General features: G+C 67.2%; 13 protein-coding genes. 7 read left to right on the forward strand and 6 right to left on the reverse strand.

The window, feature by feature from the left end; translation table 11 throughout:
• Window positions 1–482 precede the first annotated feature (482 nt).
• From E1261_RS13685 to E1261_RS13695, 3 genes are all read left to right on the forward strand, one after another.
• A complete protein-coding gene (locus tag E1261_RS13685) occupies window positions 483–2,768 on the forward strand; it encodes a polysaccharide lyase 8 family protein (RefSeq protein WP_132406501.1) in 2,286 nt (761 codons plus the stop codon).
• 210 nt (window positions 2,769–2,978) lie between these two features.
• Window positions 2,979–4,292 carry an extracellular solute-binding protein gene (locus E1261_RS13690; protein WP_132406503.1) on the forward strand — a complete coding sequence of 438 codons (1,314 nt, stop codon included), beginning with the start codon at window positions 2,979–2,981 and terminating at the stop codon, window positions 4,290–4,292.
• An 86-nt stretch (window positions 4,293–4,378) separates the two neighbouring features.
• Window positions 4,379–5,386, forward strand: coding sequence for a LacI family DNA-binding transcriptional regulator (locus E1261_RS13695; RefSeq protein ID WP_132406505.1), 1,008 nt, complete (start codon window positions 4,379–4,381; stop codon window positions 5,384–5,386).
• Here E1261_RS13695 and E1261_RS13700 read toward each other — a convergent pair.
• Window positions 5,383–6,219, reverse strand: coding sequence for a hypothetical protein (locus E1261_RS13700; RefSeq protein ID WP_132406507.1), 837 nt, complete (start codon window positions 6,217–6,219; stop codon window positions 5,383–5,385). The genes E1261_RS13695 and E1261_RS13700 overlap by 4 nt on opposite strands.
• A 3-nt stretch (window positions 6,220–6,222) precedes the next feature.
• Window positions 6,223–6,831, reverse strand: coding sequence for a hypothetical protein (locus E1261_RS13705; protein WP_238176196.1), 609 nt, complete (start codon window positions 6,829–6,831; stop codon window positions 6,223–6,225).
• A 150-nt stretch (window positions 6,832–6,981) separates the two neighbouring features.
• Here E1261_RS13705 and E1261_RS13710 point away from each other — a divergent pair, with 150 nt between their 5' ends.
• The gene (locus E1261_RS13710; protein ID WP_132406511.1) at window positions 6,982–9,558 is read left to right on the forward strand and encodes a DUF3376 domain-containing protein; all 2,577 of its coding nucleotides are present in this window, start codon (window positions 6,982–6,984) and stop codon (window positions 9,556–9,558) included.
• Here the strand turns inward: E1261_RS13710 and E1261_RS13715 are convergent.
• The 4 genes from E1261_RS13715 to E1261_RS13730 form a co-directional block, all read right to left on the reverse strand.
• Window positions 9,533–10,357, reverse strand: a complete 825-nt coding sequence (locus tag E1261_RS13715) for a DUF3097 domain-containing protein (RefSeq protein WP_132406513.1) — start codon at window positions 10,355–10,357, stop codon at window positions 9,533–9,535. The two genes, E1261_RS13710 and E1261_RS13715, sit on opposite strands and share 26 nt — an antisense overlap.
• A 78-nt stretch (window positions 10,358–10,435) precedes the next feature.
• Window positions 10,436–11,953, reverse strand: coding sequence for an NCS1 family nucleobase:cation symporter-1 (locus E1261_RS13720; protein WP_132406515.1), 1,518 nt, complete (start codon window positions 11,951–11,953; stop codon window positions 10,436–10,438).
• Window positions 11,954–11,998: 45 nt separating this feature from the next.
• Window positions 11,999–12,469, reverse strand: a complete 471-nt coding sequence (locus tag E1261_RS13725) for a DUF4870 domain-containing protein (RefSeq protein WP_132406517.1) — start codon at window positions 12,467–12,469, stop codon at window positions 11,999–12,001.
• 90 nt (window positions 12,470–12,559) lie between these two features.
• A complete protein-coding gene (locus E1261_RS13730) occupies window positions 12,560–13,327 on the reverse strand; it encodes an MBL fold metallo-hydrolase (RefSeq protein ID WP_132406519.1) in 768 nt (255 codons plus the stop codon).
• A 717-nt stretch (window positions 13,328–14,044) separates the two neighbouring features.
• Between E1261_RS13730 and E1261_RS13735 the strand changes: the two genes are divergently transcribed.
• Genes E1261_RS13735 through hrcA form a run of 3 tightly spaced genes read left to right on the forward strand, consistent with a single transcriptional unit; the run spans window position 14,045 to window position 16,841 of the window.
• Window positions 14,045–14,686 (forward strand): ThuA domain-containing protein, encoded by a 642-nt coding sequence (locus E1261_RS13735; RefSeq protein WP_238176198.1) that lies wholly within the window; start codon window positions 14,045–14,047, stop codon window positions 14,684–14,686.
• The gene (locus tag E1261_RS13740) at window positions 14,671–15,768 is read left to right on the forward strand and encodes a Gfo/Idh/MocA family protein (protein ID WP_132406523.1); all 1,098 of its coding nucleotides are present in this window, start codon (window positions 14,671–14,673) and stop codon (window positions 15,766–15,768) included. The genes E1261_RS13735 and E1261_RS13740 overlap by 16 nt, the downstream gene beginning before the upstream one ends.
• A 50-nt stretch (window positions 15,769–15,818) precedes the next feature.
• Window positions 15,819–16,841 (forward strand): heat-inducible transcriptional repressor HrcA, encoded by a 1,023-nt coding sequence (hrcA, locus tag E1261_RS13745; protein WP_132406563.1) that lies wholly within the window; start codon window positions 15,819–15,821, stop codon window positions 16,839–16,841.
• Window positions 16,842–16,861 lie beyond the last annotated feature (20 nt).

Below are 16,861 nucleotides of genomic sequence, written 5' to 3' on the forward strand. Positions count from 1 at the left end.
AAGAGACAGGTGAACGAGTGATTGTGATGGCCCGGGTGTCCGCGCCCGCGGGGTTAAGGCGGACCGCCATCACCCACCAACGTCAGGCGAGGCCGGCTCCGCACGCTTGGCGTGACCGCGCGAAGGTCGGATTGGGAGGGTTATTGGGTGGTGGGCGTCCGGCCCGCAGGATCGGCGCGGCCGCCCGAGGAATGAGCGGGAGAACCCGGCCGGGGGCGTGAGACCTGTGATGCGGGGTCTCGGGCCATTGGATCCTGTCTCCTGCCACCACTGGTGGCGTGGGGCGTCGTGTGCTTGCTGGAGACATGGGCTGGGGGCGTGAGACCTGTGGTGCGGGGTCTCGGGCCGTCAGTTCCTGTCTCCTGCCAGCACTGGTGGCGCGGGCGGGGGGAATGTGCGGGAGTGATTGGTTGTGAGGTGTTGACGACTGTTGTGGGCAGGTGGTGGGGTGGGTAAGCGCTTGCCCAGGGTGAGGAGTTGTGATGGTGTCTGTTAGTCGTCGCCGGTTGTTGCAGACGGGGCTGGTTGCGGGGGTGCTGACGGCGGCTCCGGTCAGCGCGCGGGCGGTTAGGGAGTTCGAGGGGTTGCGGGCTCGGTGGAGTGGGTTGGCTACTGGTGGCGCGATTGATCCGGGGGATCCGGTGTACGCCGATGCGCTGGCCCGGCTGAGTCGGTCGGCGCAGGGGCTTCTGGACACGCTGAGTGCGGATCCGAATCGGACGGCGTTGTGGGCGGATCTGCCGTTGAGTCCGTTGTCGGGCAACTTCTCGATCAGTTACAGCAGGCTGAAGACGATCGCGCTCGCGCGGGCGACGCCGGGCACGACGTTGACCAGCGAGCCGGGTGCTGCGTTGGCGAGTGCCCTCGACTTCCTCAATCAGCGCGCTTACAACGAGACGCTGCCCGAGACCGGGAACTGGTGGTTCTGGGAGATCGGTGCGCCGCGGGCGCTGCTCGACATCTGCATTCTCGCGTACGACGCCCTGTCCGCCGAGCAACGTGCTTCGTACCTCAGGGCCGTCGACCGGTTCGTCCCCGACCCGAACCGCCGGACCAACTCGCCGACCGTCCGCGAGACCGGCGCGAACCGGGTGGACAAGGCGCTGATCGTCGCCCTCCGCGGCATCGCCGGTGACGATGCCAACAAGATCGCAACTGCGCGAGACGCGTTGAGCGACGTCGCCGAAGCAGGCAAGAACAGCGTCTTCACCTACGTCACGAGTGGCGACGGTTTCTACCGCGACGGCTCGTTCGTCCAGCACGGCAACCTCGCGTACGTCGGCACCTACGGCAACGTCGCGCTCGGCGGTGTTGCGAACCTGTTCTCGCTGCTCGGCGGCTCGACGTGGGACATCACCGACCCGAAGCGCACGGTGATTCTCGACGCGGTCGAGAAGAGTTTCGCGCCGTTCATGGTCAACGGCCTGATGATGGACGCCGTCTCCGGCCGCGCGATCTCCCGCGAGAAGGCGGGCGACCACCGCAACGGCCACGCGACCACGTCGGCCGTGCTGCTCCTCGCGAGTGGGATCGCCGAGCCCTACGCATCGACCTACAAGGCGCTGGCCAAGGGCTGGCTCACGCGGGATCGGCTCAACGACTACTTGCCGGCGGCATCGATTCCGGAGATCTCCCGGGCGAAGGCGGTGCTGGCCGACGACGCCGTCAAACCCGCGCCTGCGAAGCCCCAGCACTTCCAGTTCGCGAACCAGGACCGGGTCGTACATCGCCGCCCTGGCTGGACTTTCGCGCTCGCGTTGTCGTCCAAGCGGATGGCTCGCTACGAGTCGGGCAACGGTGAGAACCTCCGCGGCTGGTACGTCGGCGACGGCATGACCTACCTCTACACCGACGACCAGTCGAAGTTCTTCGACGCGTTCTGGCCGACGGTCGACGCCCAACGCCTGCCCGGTACGACGGTCAGCAGCAAACCGCGTGAGCCGCTCGGAAGCGGGCCTGGTACCGGCACGGTGGCCGCGTTCGCCGAGTGGGTCGGCGGAGCGTCGTACCAGAAGACGATAGGTGCCGTCGGCATGCACCTGATCAATCACGACAAGTCCTTGCAGGCAAGGAAGTCCTGGTTCTGCCTGTCCGACGCGGTCGTTGCCCTGGGCGCCGGAATCGTCGGCACCGACGGCTATCCGGTCGAGACCGTCGTCGAGAACCGCAAGACCACCGCCCAGCTCCTGGTCAACGGCCGGACCGCGACCAACCAGCTGTACGACGACCCGCGGTGGGCGCACCTGAACGGGGTCGGCGGCTACCTCTTTCCCACCAAGACCCGGGTCCGAGCGCACCAGGAGGACCGGACAGCCTCGTGGTCCGAGATCAACGTCGGCAATGACACCGCGGGGTCGACCACCCCGTTCACCCGGCGCTATCAGTCGCTGGTCGTCGAGCACGGCCTGGAGGCCGGCGACTACGCCTACATCCTGCTGCCCGGGGCGAGCCCGTGGCAGACCGCGCTGCGCTCGGTGCATCCAGGGATCACGATCCTCGCGAACAACGCCACCGTGCAGGCGATCCGCTCCGACCGGGATCAGGTCACGATGGCGAACTTCTGGGGACCCGGATCCGCGGGCGGAATCACCAGCGACGGTCCGGCCTCGGTGGTCGTCGGGAACACCACGATCGCGGTCTCCGATCCCAGCCGTACGGCGACCACGGTCCGGCTCACGATCGAGCGTCGTACCGGTCCGCCGCTGGTCCTCGACGTACCGGTCGGCGGGACCCGCGGCGCCACTCAAACGATCGAGCGAACCTGGTAACTGGCTGTGAGTAGCGTAAAGATCTCACCGGTCCGTAGTCGGCGTGGTTCGCAGCGTGACAACGATGCCTGCTATGTACTGACCTGGATGATCCGGTACCGGAGAGTAGTCGTCAAAGCCTTGACAGACCCGGTGAGAACGCTCGAAACTCAGCTCACTTTCGCGATCCGAGAGCGCTCTCAACTCCGTCCAGTTCCAGGGAGCCATTTCATGCGGCGCAGATACCGTGCCGGCCACCGCCCCATCGCCTTACTGCTCGGCTGCGCGCTGACGTTGCTGGCCGCCTCCTGCGGTAGCGGCGGCTCGACCGGCTCCGGCGCCGAGCCGAAGATCGAACTGACCATCGCGACCTTCAACGAGTTCGGCTACGCGGACCTGTACGACGAGTACATGGCCGAGCACCCGAACATCCGGATCGTGGAGCGGCACGCGGAGACGGTCGACGCGCACATCAAGAACCTCGACGCGAACCTGGCCAGCGGCTCGGGGATGGCCGACATCGAGGCGATGGAACTCGGCTGGATCTACAAGTACTTGGCCCGTGGCGACCAGTTCGCCGACCTGCGCGACTACGGCGCGAACGACCTGAAGGACCGCTGGCTGGACTGGAAGGTCTCCGGCGCCACCACCCAGGACGGCCGGATCATCGGCTACGGCACGGATATCGGGCCGGAGGCGATCTGCTACCGCCGCGACCTGTTCGCGAAGGCCGGCCTGCCGACCGACCGGGTCGAGGTGGCCAAGCTGTTCGTGGACTGGCCGTCGTACTTCGCGACCGGGCGGAAGTTCAAGGAGAAGGTGCCGGGTTCGGCCTGGTACGACTCGGCGGTGCTGACCTGGGAAGCGATGCGCAACCAGCTCATCCAGGCCTACTACTCCAACCAGGACCGCTTCCTCGGCAGCGAGAACACCCAGCTGAAGAGCGTCTGGGACCAGGTCGTGCAGGGCAGTGCGGACGGCCTGTCCGCGCGGCAGCCGGCCTGGAGCGAGGCCTGGAAGAAGGCCTTCCGCACCGATGCGTTCGCGACGATGGCCTGCCCGGGCTGGCTGCTCGGCGTCATCCAGGAGCACGCCGGGAGCTACGGCAAAGGCAAGTGGGACGTCGCCGACGTGTTCCCCGGCGGTGGCGGTAACTGGGGTGGGTCGTATCTGACCGTGCCGAAGCAGTCGCCGCAGCAGGCCGAGGCGGCCCGGCTGGCGGCCTGGCTCACCGCACCGGAACAGCAGGTCAAGGTCTTCAAGAAGGTCGGCTCGTTCCCGTCGACACTCGACGCGTACGACGACCCCCAGGTGAAGTCGCAGGTCAATCCCTACTTCAACAACGCACCGGTCGGCCAGATCTTCGTCAACCGGGCGCGGGCGGTGATTCTCAAGCAGCACAAGGGTCCGCGCGAGGGTGAGATCAACCAGTTGTTCACGGCGGCACTGGCCCGGGTCGACGAGGGCAAGCAGCCTCCGGACGCGGCCTGGCGACAGGCATTGGACGACGCCGAAAAGGCAGCAAATACCCGGTCGAGTGGCTGAGAACACTCTGGCGAAGACTAACGCCAGAAATTAACCCCGGATAGTAATACGGTGTGAACACACACCAACCGACACGGGGAGGGCCGATGGACGACACAGGTTCTCCCACGCTCGAGCAGGTCGCAGCACTGGCCGGGGTTTCGCGCGCAACGGTGTCCCGGGTGGTGAACGGATCGCCCAAGGTGCTGCCGTCGACGGTGGCGCTGGTCGAGCGCGCCATCGGTCAGCTCGGCTACGTGCCGAACCGGGCAGCCCGCGCGCTGGTGACGCGCCGGACCGACTCGGTGGCGATCGTGGTGCCGGAGCCGGACAGCCGGGTCTTCTCCGATCCCTTCTTCGCCGGGATGCTCCGTGGCGTGAGCCGGACGCTTGCCCCGACGTCCTCGCAGCTGGTGCTGCTGCTCGAGCCTGCCGAAGGCGACGACCAGCGGTTGCTGCGGTATCTGCGCGGCGGTCACGTCGACGGCGCGATCATCATCAGCCACCACGGTCGCGACAACGTGCTGCAGGAGCTCGCGCAGCTGCCGTTGCCGATCGTGTTCAGCGCCCGCCCGCTTGGCGTCGACGTACCGGTGGCGAGTGTGGACGTGGACAACGTGGCCGGTGCGCAGACAGCTGTCGAGCATCTGCTGAGTCTCGGCCGGCGCAAGATCGGTACGGTCGCCGGGCCGATCGACATGACGGCAGGCTTGGACCGGTTGACCGGCTACCAGAATGTTGTGTCCGAGGCCGGCTTGCCGGAGGCTGTTGCCTTCGGCGACTTCACGGCCGACGGTGGTGAAGGCGCCGCGTTGGAGCTGCTCGACAAGCACCCGGATCTCGACGGGATCTTCGTGGCGAACGACCTGATGGCGACCGCCGTACTGCGGGTGTTGTCGGAGCGCGGTCGCCGGGTGCCGGCCGATGTCGCGGTGGTCGGTTTCGACGACTCGGTGCTGGCGACAACGACGACACCGAAGCTCACCACGGTTCGCCAGCCGGTCGAACGGCTCGGGGCGCGGCTGGCCGAGATCCTGCTGGCCAAGATCGCCGGCGCCGACCTCACCGGCCCCGAGGTCTACGGCACCGAACTGATCATCCGCGACAGCGCTTAAGGCGGATCGTTCTGGAACTGGAACTGCACCCGGATCGAGTCATTGAGCGGTACGACGACAGTCGTGTTCGAGGCGGTCCAGTTCTGCGGCACCAGGAACATGCGGTTCTCGCCGACGACGAGGAGCCGCAGACCGCGGTACCGGTAGTTGAACGTCTGCCCAGCCCCGGCTCGGAGCGCGGTCTCCTCCAGACCGGGTGACCGCAGTGCGAGCTTCTCCTTCGTGTCCAGGATGACCACTGGGAAGCGATCCAGGTTCCGCGCATCCCCCTTGGCCACCCCGCGGCCGGCGTACTGCGCTGTCGTGGCGGTCGCCCAGAAGGCACAGGTCACCGTGACGACAGCGAGCAGACCGATCAGCACTCGCGGCGCACGAGTTGCCGGATCGAGGCGACTCCGTAGGTAGGTGGCGTAGGCGAGCGCGGCAGCGGCCAGTCCGATCACCGCTGGCACCACCAGGGCGTAGTACGGCGTCCGCCCGAGCAGCGGGTACGCGATCAGGCAGGCCACACCGAGCAGCAGTACGACGACGATGACGCGGGTGGATCGCCGTACGGCGGTCGCTGTTGGGTGAATCGCGTTGTGTACAAGGAGTGCTGCCACCGCGAGCAGCGTCAGCACGAGGAGTGGGACGAGTAGTGGCTGTGGACTGCGCATCACGTAGTCCTGCGTGCTCAGGCCGATCGTGTCGACGTCGATGCCGAAGTACTCGTACTGCGAGCGGGCGGAAACGTACCCGAAGTAGAAGAGCAACGTACTGATCAGCGTCACCGGCGTGACGATGCCGGCGGCGAAGCTCACCCAGCGCTCGGCCTGTGACCGCTCGTCCGCCATTGCTCAGCCATCAGTCGGGGTCTCGGGTGTTTCGGTGGGCTCGACGGTCTCGGTCGGCAGTTCGCCCGTGATGAACTCCACCTGGGTGCCCCGCTTCTTGGCCTCCTGCTGGACCTTGCGGCAGTCCTCCTCGGTATCGCAGCTGACTTCGGCCTCGATGACGACGTTCGGGTCCTCGGTGCCGTTGGCAACCTGCTTCGCGCCGACGTAGCACGACACGGGCTCCGTGTTCGCCCGCACGGTCAGGCCGGGACACTGCCGACGGTCACCCTGACACGCCTGCTGGTAGAGCTCGAAGATGTTGTCCGGTTCGAGATGGACCGCGCCGAACGTGACGACCGTGCCGTCGGGAAGGTCGCCGGCGAGCCAGGCGACCGACGCACACTGTTCGATCCCGACCTCGTCAGGGGCACCTCCGACGGGCGCCGTCGCCAGCGAGATGGCGGGCTTGTTCTGCTTGGTCTGGGTGGTCTCCGTGGTGGTCGGCTCCGGATTCGGTTCGCCGGTCGTCGTCTCCGTCGTTTCCGGCGGCGTCGTACTCCCACCGTTGCCGCTGGTCGTTGTGTCGCTGCACCCCACGACCAGCATCAAGATCGCTACTACCGTTGACATCGCTGTGCGCATACCGGTCACCCCCGACTACAGAATGCGCTCGTTGGCTGCGCCGGACAACTGCTCATCAGGGCAACCTTTTGTTCACTCTCCGCTGTTGCTTTCGTTCCTTCTCGTGACAGAGTGGTACTTGTGAGGCTAGGGGGACCTATGAGTGAGCATGAGATCCGGATCGCGCTGGTTCTCAACGGTGGTGTCAGTCTGGCTGTGTGGATGGGCGGTGTGACGCACGAGCTGGATCTGATCCGGCGTGCGTCCGGGTCGTCGTCGGCGCCGGGTCCACAGCCGTACGACGCGGTGCTGGCGGACCGTTGGCGTGAACTCTGCCAGCGTGGAGACGAGCGGCGGCGGGTCGTCGTGGACGTCATCGCAGGCACGAGCGCCGGCGGGCTGAACGGATCGTTGCTGGCGACCGCCATCTCGAACGGGTCGACGCTGGACCCGGGTGGTTCGGACGGGCCGTGGCTGCGGCAGAAGTGGATCGGGCTGGGATCGCTCGAGGTCGGCAAGCTGGTGCCGTCGGCCGGGAAGAAGTCGAGTTCGGTGCTGGACGGCAACTACTTCCTGCAGGAGCTCGACAGTCTGCTCAAGGATGTCGCGGATGCGGGCGAGACGGCGGCCGAGGAGCCGGTCACGTTGTTCGTCACCGCGTCCGGCCTCGGGGTGCAGCAGTTCGAGGCGCGGGATGCGGCCGGCCAGCGGTTCGTCGTACCGGATCATCGGTATCTGTTCGCGTTCACCAGTGAGAACGCGGCGACGTACGACGGCGCGACCCGCACGTTCGAGGTCAAGGACACGAACGGGTTGAAGGACACCAAGCTGCTCGCCCGGGCCGCGCGGGCGAGTGCATCGTTCCCGGCCGCGTTCGGGCCGGTGCTGGAGACGCCGAAGCTGGCGGCGTCACCGCCGCGGCTGCAGCCGACCACCGCGGAGTCCGGTGCCTGGCTGGTCGATGGTGGCGTGCTCGACAACGCGCCGTTCGGTCCGGTGCTCGACGTGGTCGCGCGCCGGCCGGTCGCCGGGCGAGCGAGCAGATACGTCCTGTACGTCGTACCGTCCGCGGGGATCGGGAGTGCGTCGACGGCGCTTCCCGAGGCGAAGGAGCCGAGCTGGCGGGTGGCGGCGTTGTCGGCCGTGCAGTTCCCGCGGGAGGTGGACTTCCGCTCCGATGTCGAGCAGCTCGAGCGGTTGCTGCTGGAGGCGGACGCGTCCTGGTCCGACACCCAGCGGCTCTTCGATCGTTGCATGGAGCAACCAGCTGAGCGGGAGCGGCTGCGGTCCGCCGCGACAGCGCTGCAACCGGCGTACTCGCGTGGCCGGGCCGCCGGGGGAGTCTGGGAGGCCGTGACGATCGCGAGCCATGACCAGTCCACCGTGCTCGACGCGGCAACGGCGTTGTCCGAGCCGGAGATCGACGAGATCCTCGCGACCGATCATCCGTGGGTGCCGGATCCGGATGGTTCGATCGAGCCGTTGCAGAAGGACGGCGATCCACTGTGGCTGTGGGGGACCGGCGCGGCCGAGCGGGTGATTCGGTTGATCCTGCGGTCGTTGCGGACCCGGATCAGCGTGGCACAGGTCGAGGAGCGGCCGGAGCTCGAGCGGCGGTTGAAGGCGACCAGCGACTGTCTGCTGAAGACGCAGGCCATCCGGGACGCGTTGACCGAGCAGCTCACCACCGCGGATCTCGACCTGCAACCGGCGGGTGGCGCGGAGGCAGTCGCGGTCGGGCTGGCCGACATCTTCGAGGACCTGCAGATCCAGCAGGCACTGGGATTCGCGTTCGCGGACCTGATCGCGGTGATCGGCTGGAACCTGGTCGAGACCGCGCTCGAGGTGGAGATCGTCTCGCGCTGTACGTCGGCTCGGACGCCGCAGCAGCGCAGTGCGCCGTTCCAGTTCCTGCGCCTCGGACCTGACATTCCCTTGACCCTGCTGGATGATCTGCCGGCTGGATCGATCGCCGACGATCTGAAGGACCGCATTCTGTACGGCAGTCAGGTCGGGCACTTCGGTGCGTTCGGTGCCGCGGACTGGCGGCGGTGGGACTGGCTGATGGGCCGCCTGCACTGTGTCGCGCATCTCGGCACGATGCTCGGCGCGGATGCGGACTGGATCCGGGAGACGCAACGTCAGGTGCTGCTGGCCGAGGACTGGAAGCCGCAGGCGGTGGCCGACCGGATCCAGCGGCTGGCCGAGGACTTCCCGGCCAACGCCGGGCTCGGTGCGCTGACGACGATGCGCGACGAGCTGAACCAGTCGGCCGAGGGCCGCGCGACCACCAAGGGCCTGGCGGATCGGATGGTCGATGTCTCCAGCGGCCTCGGACCGCAGGTGGGCAACGCGGTCAAGGCGATGGCCGGCCGCAAGCAGCAGCCGGAGACGTGGCTGCTGCGGACCGCGCGCTGGTTCACCGAGCCGGCCCGGGAGACCGTGTGGGGGCGGGTCGTGCGCGGGGCCAAGCTGACGCCGGCCAAGCGCCCACTGCTCTTCGAGCCGTGGATGCCACTGGCCGCGCTCGGTGTCGGTGTGATCCTGCTGCTCGTCGCCGATGCCGTCGATACGGTCTGGGTCCGGATTCTGGCCGCCGTACTGGCCGGGATGGTGCTGGCCACGGGTGCGCTGCTTGGTGCCGTGACCTGGTTCGTACGGCGAGCACGCCGGCTGATCCAGGCCTGGATCGCGAAGCGGTTGCCGGAGATCAGTCCAGCGTCACGAAATCGATGAGCTCCTCGACCCGGCCGAGCAGGCTCGGGTCGAGGTCCGCGAAGCTGTTCACCTTGGACAGGATGTGCTTCCAGGCCGCGGCGACGTCGGCCTGGTCGGTGGCCGGCCAGCCGAACGACTGCAGCACGCCCTTCTTCCAGTCCTGGCCGTGCGGGATCCTTGGCCAGGCTTTGATACCGACCGAGGACGGCTTGACCGCCTCCCAGACGTCGATGAACGGGTGCCCGACGATCCGCACGTACCGGTTGTCGATCTGCGCGGCGATCTTGGACTCCTTCGAGCCCTCGACCAGATGGTCGACCAGTACGCCGAGCCGCCGGCCAGGGCCGGGCTGGAACCGGTTCACGATCGCGAGCAGGTCGTCGATGCCTTCCAGGTACTCGACGACGACGCCCTCGATCCGCAGGTCGTCGCCCCACACCTTCTCGACGAGCTCGGCGTCATGGCGGCCCTCGACGTAGATCCGGCTCGCCCGGGCGACCTTGGCCCGGACGTTGTCGACGGCCACCGAACCGGACGCCGTACGGGTCTTCTTGGCCGGGCCGGCCTTCTTCGGTGCTTTCAGGCTGACCGGCTTCCCGTCCAGCCAGAACCCAGGACCCATCGGGTACGAGCGGATCTTGCCGTGCCGGTCCTCGAGATCGACCACGCCGTGTTCCCAGCGCACGATCGCCCCGACGAACCCGGACGAGGGTTCCTCGACGACCATGCCCTTCTCGATCTCGACCTCGACGGTCCGCCCGTTCTTGGGTTTGCGCCAGTCCCCACTCAGTACGTCGTTCCCATACCGATCAGCCACCCGCCAACCGTACCCGGCAGTGATTTAGCGTCCGAAAGACACGCGGGCCACGTACGACGTTCCTTCGGACGCTAGGGATCAGACGGTGGCGGGTTTGCGGGCGGGGAGGAACTGGGTGAGGGCGTAGAAGGCGATGAAGCCGGCTACCAGGCCGACGGCCCACGAGTAGTCGTAGAAGGGTTTGAGGAAGGGGATCAGGCCGTCGGCGGGGAAGGGGCCGGCGCCGGGGTTGGAGTAGGCGCCACCGACGCCGAGGATCGAACCGAACAGGGTGGCGACGACGGCGCGCCAGTTCCAGCCGGAGGAGTACCAGTAGCGGCCGGAGGACTTGTAGAGGTCGGGGAGGACGAGCGCCGTACGGTCGATGAACCAGTAGCCGGCGATCAGGACGCCGGCGACCGAGGCGAGCAGGCCGCCGTAGAAGGACAGCCAGACGAAGATGTAGATCGACGGGTCGGAGATCAGCCGCCACGGCTGGATCACGATGCCGATCACGCCGGTGAGCAGGCCGGCGGTGCGGAAGTTCAGCCAGCGTGGCAGTGCGTTCGCGAAGTCGTACGACGGGCTGACCACATTGGCCGCGACATTGCAGGACATGGTCGCGAGGATCGCCATCACCAGACCGATCGTGACGACCACCGGGTTCTCGAAGCGCCGGGTCAGCTCGACCGGGTCCCAGATCGCCGAACCGTAGACCAGGACCGTGCCGGAGGTGGTGATGATCGAGACCAGCGCGATGAACGACATCGTCGTCGGCAGGCCGATGATCTGCCCGATCACCTGCTGGCGCTGGCCTTTGCCGAACCGGGTGAAGTCCGGCATGTTCAGGCTGAGCGTCGCCCAGAACGCGATCATGCCCATCAGCGACGGCGCGAAGATCTTCCAGAAGTCGGCGTCCCAGCCGAGTTTCGAGGGCTGCGACAGGATCGGGCCGAAGCCGCCGGCCTTGACCAGGATCGCGATCATCAGCGCCAGGAACGCCACCGTGACCAGCGGTGCCGCCCAGTTCTCGAACCGGCGCAGACCTTCGATCCCACGCCAGATCAGCACCATCTGGAGCAGCCAGAAGAAGCCGAAGCTGAGCCACAGCGTCCACGGATGACCGCCGACCACGGACGCCTCGGTCCAGCCCTTGCCGGCCAGTTCGCCGACGATCACGAAGATCGCCTGGCCGCCGATCCAGGTCTGGATCCCGAACCAGCCGCAGGCGATGAACGCCCGCAGCAGGGCCGGGAAGTTCGCCCCGCGGACGCCGTAGAAGGCGCGCGCGAAGACCGGGAACGGGATGCCGTACTTCGTCCCGGCGTGGCTGTTCAGCAACAGCGGGACAAGCACGATCAGGTTCCCCAAGGTGATCGTGACGAACGCCTGCAGCCAGTTCATCCCGAGCGCGACCAGCCCCGCGGCGAGCAGGTAGCTGGGGATGTTGTGCGCCATCCCCATCCAGAGGGCGGCGTAGTTGTACGTCGTCCAGTTCCGGTCCCGCAGGCGGGTCGGAGCGAGCTCCGCGTTCCCGTACCGGCTGGTCGCGATCACGTCCGGGTCGGTGAGTTCGACCCGTCCGTCGGGATGCGTGGTCTGCTCAGTCGTGGCCATGGATCAAGTTGCGCCTTTCACCGAACCGCTGTCAACGAGTAACTACTACTTCACCAGGCGAAGGGCGAACGGGTACTTGTACGGCAGACCCTTGCTGGCGGCAATGGTGCCCAGGATCGCGAAGACCAGGGCGGCGATCCAGAGCGCGAAGAACGTGAAGATGCCGATGATCACGAACATCAGGATCGAGGAGATGACGTACCCGATCGTGACGGTGATCTGGAAGTTCAGCGACTCGACGGAGTGCGCGCGCACCATCGGCGACTTCTCGCCCTGCACGAGCAGGGTGATCAGCGGCGCGATGAAGCCCAGCACGATCGTGCCGACGTGGGCGAGCAGCGACCAGGTGCGCTCGTCCTGCGGACTGAGCGGCTGCTGCTGGTACGGCGGCGGCTGGAATCCAGGCTGGTACCCGGGCGGCGGCTGCTGGTAGGGCGGCCCCTGCGGCGGCGGGGCGTTGTCCTGCGGCGGCTGGCCAAAGTTCTGGGGTCCGGTGTTGTTCTGCGGTTCGGTCATGCCAGAACGGTAGGGGTTCCAGGTGTACCGATGATCAAGTTGTCGCATCGATCGTGCACTTGTGCACGTTGGGGCAGCTAGGGGTGTCTCTTAGCCCGGCCCGAGCAACGGGATCGTCGGCCGCCGCGGCGGGCCGAGGACGCCGTACGCGCGCTTGATCGCGTCCTGCAGATCGGCGCCGTCCCAGGGCCAGCCCTCGGTGTGCTTGAGCGCGTCCTCGAGTGAGGTCCCCGCGTGGTGCAGGTCGGAGATCGTGTTCGCGACCTGACCGATCTCATCGCGTTGCGCGGTGGCGAACGTGGCATCGACGACCGCGCCATGCCCCGGTACGACGATCGCCCCGGCAGGCATCGTGCCGATGATCCGCTCCAGCGTGTCCGGCCATTCGAGCGGGAACGAGTCGTCGCCGTACTGCGGTGGCTGCGACTCCTCGACGAGATCACCGAGGAAGAACACGTTCACATCCGGTACGACGACCACCGCGTCGCCGGCGGTGTGCGCGTTCCCCAGGTACAGCAGCTCGACCCGGCGATCACCGAGGTCGATCACCTTCGCCACCGAGAACGACACCGCCGTCAGCCCAGCGGCCGCCACCGTGTTCTCGTGCGCGTACGCCGTCGCCTCCGTGAACACGCCGTTCCCGTTCACGTGGTCGAAGTGCGAGTGCGTGTTGACCACCCACCGCACCGGCAGCTCAGTCACCTCCCGAATGTGCCCGAGCAACTCCTCGGCCTCTTCGGTCGTGGCGCGGGTGTCAATCACCAACGCACCATCGGATCCAACCACCAGCCCGACATTCAGGTCCCACTCGTCATACCGACGTACCCAGCACCTGTCGCCGATCTCGGTCCAGCTCATACCGCCGACCCTACTTCCCGATCACATCGCCCCTGCCCACCCGGTCCTTCGCGACCCTCGGCTCCCCCTCCACCGCATTTGAACGGATAGCCCCTCAAAGCGCCGGTTCTCCCTTCAAATTTTCAGGGGAGAAGGGACAACATCCGGGGAGATCCCCTCAAATGCGCCGCAGCCCGGGGCCTCGGCGCGAGCCGGTACGACGTTGGGCACGGGTCAACCACGTGCCGGGCCGGAGCATGGTTGATGGGCGCTCAAGGTGCACCGGGCGGGCGACCTTGAGCACGGTTCGACCATTCCGACGGGCCCCAGATGGTTGGTTGGTGCTCAAGGTGACTCCCGCCCGCGATCTCGGGGAGCGCCGGCACCGGTCGCGTGGGGGTCTGGGGAGGATTCACCCCCCCCCGAATCGGTCGCGGATCCTCCCCGAACCGGTTTGGGGAAGGGGATTCGGCGTCCCGTTCGCTGCAGGTTCCCTAACGTCCGAACGACCGGAGGCGGGCCCTCCGTTCTTTCGGACGTTAGCTGGGAGTGGTGGCTAACGTCCGAACATCCGGAGGCGGGCCCTCCGGTCTTTCGGACGTTGTGGTGGGGACTGGGATACCGCGGAGGCGGGCTTTGGCCAGCAGATGGGCTGACCCTAGACCGGGCGTGGGGCGGAAGCATAAGGTCGTTGCGAATCTTCCGGTGATGATTGCGAAACTTTCGAGGATGGTTGATGTGACGACACGGCGTGCGCTGGTGGTGCGGGGTGGCTGGGACGGGCATGTGCCGGTGGAGGCGACCGAGCTGTTCATCCCCTTCCTGAAGGAGAACGGGTACGATGTCACCACGTCGGACAGCACCGAGAGCTACCTGGATCTGGACGGTGTCGATCTGGTCCTGCAGTGCGTGACGATGTCGAAGGCCGACCCGGAGCACCTGAAGAGTCTGGAGCAGGCGATCCGTGGTGGGACCGGGTTCGCCGGGTGGCACGGCGGGATCGTGGACTCGTTCCGGGACAACGCCGACTACAGCTTCGTCACCGGCGGCCAGTTCGTCTCGCACCCCCACAACTTCATCGACTACCGCGTCGACGTGGTCGCCGACCACCCGATCGTCGAGGGCATCACACACTTCGACGTCCACACCGAGCAGTACTACATCCACGCGGACCCGACCAACAACGTGCTGGCGACCACCAAGTTCGACACACACCCGGACTTCCCGTGGATCGAGGGCGCGTTGATGCCGGTGGTCTGGACGCGCACGTGGGGCGAAGGCCGCGTGTTCGTCTGCACGGTCGGTCACAAGCTGGACGACTTCGACGTACCCGAGGTGCGCACGATCATCGAGCGGGGGCTGCTATGGGCGAGCAAGTGACCAGAGTCGGCATTGTCGGCACCGGAGTCATCTCCGGCACCTATCTCGATCACCTAGCCAAGCTGCCCGGTGTCGAAGTGGTCGCAGTCGCCGACCTGGACCTGACCCGCGCCCAGGCGGTCGCCACGGACAGCATCCGGGCGCTCTCACCTGACGAGCTGTATACCGCCGACGACGTCGACATCGTCATCAACCTCACCATCCCGGCCGCGCATGCCGCCGTACATCAGGCCGCTCTCAACGCCGGCAAGCACGTGTACGGCGAGAAGCCCCTGGCCATGGATCGCGCGGAGGCCGACCCGCTGCTCAAGTACGCCGCCGCGAACAACCTCCGGATCGGCTGCGCACCGGACACCGTCCTCGGCACCGGCACCCAGACAGCACGCGCAGTCATCGACCGCGGCGACATCGGCGTACCGCATGCCGCGACCGCCTTCATGGTGACGCCCGGCCACGAGCTGTGGCACCCGGCACCCGAGTTCTACTACCAGCCCGGCGGCGGCCCGGTCCTCGACATGGGCCCGTACTACGTGACCAGCCTGGTCACCCTCCTCGGTCCGGTACGGCGGGTGACCGCGCGCGCCGGGCAGTCGAAGCAGGAGCGGATGATCCACACCGGTCCCCGGGCCGGGACGGTGTTCCCAGTAGAGGTGCCGACGCACGTGACCGGCGTACTGGAGCATGAGTCCGGTGCGCTGACCACGGTGCTGATGTCGTTCGACGTGTGGGCCGGACGGCTGCCGCGGATCGAGGTGCACGGGACCGACGGCAGTCTGTCGGTTCCGGACCCCAACGGCTTCGACGGGACCGTTGAGCTCGTCACAGCCGCGCAGCGCGAGTGGACCGAAGTGCCAACAGCCGGTGGGTACGCCGGAGCGGGCCGGGGCGTCGGTGTGGCGGACATGGCCCGGGCGCTGCGCAACGGCGAACCGCACCGGGCGAACGGCGAGCTGGCGTACCACGTGCTCGACGTACTGGAGTCTTTTATCGACTCTGCCGTCCAGGATCAGCCGCTTGATGTGGCCAGTACAGTGACGCGCCCCGCAGCCGTTCCATTGGGAGCGTCGCCCGACACCGCCTAGACTGGCACTCTGACTATTTGAGTGCCAAGAGTGTCGAGAGGGTGGTGCGCGTGCTGGACGAGCGCAAGCTGGATGTACTCCGCGCCATCGTCGAGGACTACGTGGCGACCCACGAGCCGGTCGGCTCGAAGACTCTGGTCGACCGGCACAACCTCGGTGTCTCCCCGGCCACGGTGCGCAACGACATGGCCGCGCTGGAGGAGGAGGGGTACATCACCCAGCCGCACACCAGCGCCGGCCGGATCCCGACCGACGCCGGCTACCGGCTGTTCGTCGACAAGCTGAGCACGGTCAAGACGCTGTCCGCGGCCGAGAAGAAGGCCATCACGTCCTTCCTCGGCGGCGCGGTCGACCTCGACGACGTCGTACGGCGGACTGTCCGGCTGCTGGCCCAGATCACCCGCCAGGTCGCGATCGTGCAGTACCCGTCGCTGAACCGGTCGAGCGTCCGGCACATCGAGGTGGTGACGATGTCACCGCGCCGGCTGCTCCTGGTTCTGATCACCAGCAACGGCCGGGTCGAGCAGCGGATCGTGGAGCTGCCGAAGGACATCGACGAGCAGCTGGTCGCCGACCTCCGATCCCGGCTGAACACGGCGATGGTCGGCCAGCGACTGACCGAGGCCGCCACCTCACTGGCCACGGTCGCCGACAACTTCGCGCCGGACGACCGGTCGCTGGTGGCCGCGATCGTCACCACCCTGCTCGAGGCGTTCACCGACGAGATGGGTGAGCAGCGGATCGCGGTCGGTGGCGCGGCCAACCTGACCCGGTACGGCGACGACTTCGAGCGGAACGTGAAGCCGGTGCTGGAGGCGCTGGAGGAGCACGTCATCCTGCTCAAGCTGCTCGGTGAGGCGACCCACCCGCAGACCCTGACCGTCCGCATCGGTCACGAGAACCCGTACGAGGAGCTGGCCACCACCTCGGTGGTCGCGACCGGCTACGGGTCGAAGTCGGAGTCGCTGGCCACCCTCGGCATCGTCGGCCCGACCCACATGGACTACCCGAGCACGATGGGCGCCGTACGGGCCGTCGCGCGGTACGTCAGTCAGATCCTGGCTGAATCATGATGCATTCACTTAACCCCTGG

It is taken from the genome of Kribbella albertanoniae (genome assembly GCF_004348455.1).
Classification (GTDB): Bacteria; Actinomycetota; Actinomycetes; order Propionibacteriales; family Kribbellaceae; genus Kribbella; species Kribbella albertanoniae.

Bases quoted from the DNA above. Each gene is read 5' to 3' on its own strand.
- E1261_RS13685 (WP_132406501.1), top strand. From the start codon at position 483: ATGGTGTCTGTTAGTCGTCGCCGGTTGTTGCAGACGGGGCTGGTTGCG.
- E1261_RS13690 (WP_132406503.1), top strand. From the start codon at position 2,979: ATGCGGCGCAGATACCGTGCCGGCCACCGCCCCATCGCCTTACTGCTC.
- E1261_RS13695 (WP_132406505.1), top strand. From the start codon at position 4,379: ATGGACGACACAGGTTCTCCCACGCTCGAGCAGGTCGCAGCACTGGCC.
- E1261_RS13700 (WP_132406507.1), bottom strand. From the start codon at position 6,219: ATGGCGGACGAGCGGTCACAGGCCGAGCGCTGGGTGAGCTTCGCCGCC.
- E1261_RS13705 (WP_238176196.1), bottom strand. From the start codon at position 6,831: ATGTCAACGGTAGTAGCGATCTTGATGCTGGTCGTGGGGTGCAGCGAC.
- E1261_RS13710 (WP_132406511.1), top strand. From the start codon at position 6,982: ATGAGTGAGCATGAGATCCGGATCGCGCTGGTTCTCAACGGTGGTGTC.
- E1261_RS13720 (WP_132406515.1), bottom strand. From the start codon at position 11,953: ATGGCCACGACTGAGCAGACCACGCATCCCGACGGACGGGTCGAACTC.
- E1261_RS13725 (WP_132406517.1), bottom strand. From the start codon at position 12,469: ATGACCGAACCGCAGAACAACACCGGACCCCAGAACTTTGGCCAGCCG.
- E1261_RS13730 (WP_132406519.1), bottom strand. From the start codon at position 13,327: ATGAGCTGGACCGAGATCGGCGACAGGTGCTGGGTACGTCGGTATGAC.
- E1261_RS13740 (WP_132406523.1), top strand. From the start codon at position 14,671: ATGGGCGAGCAAGTGACCAGAGTCGGCATTGTCGGCACCGGAGTCATC.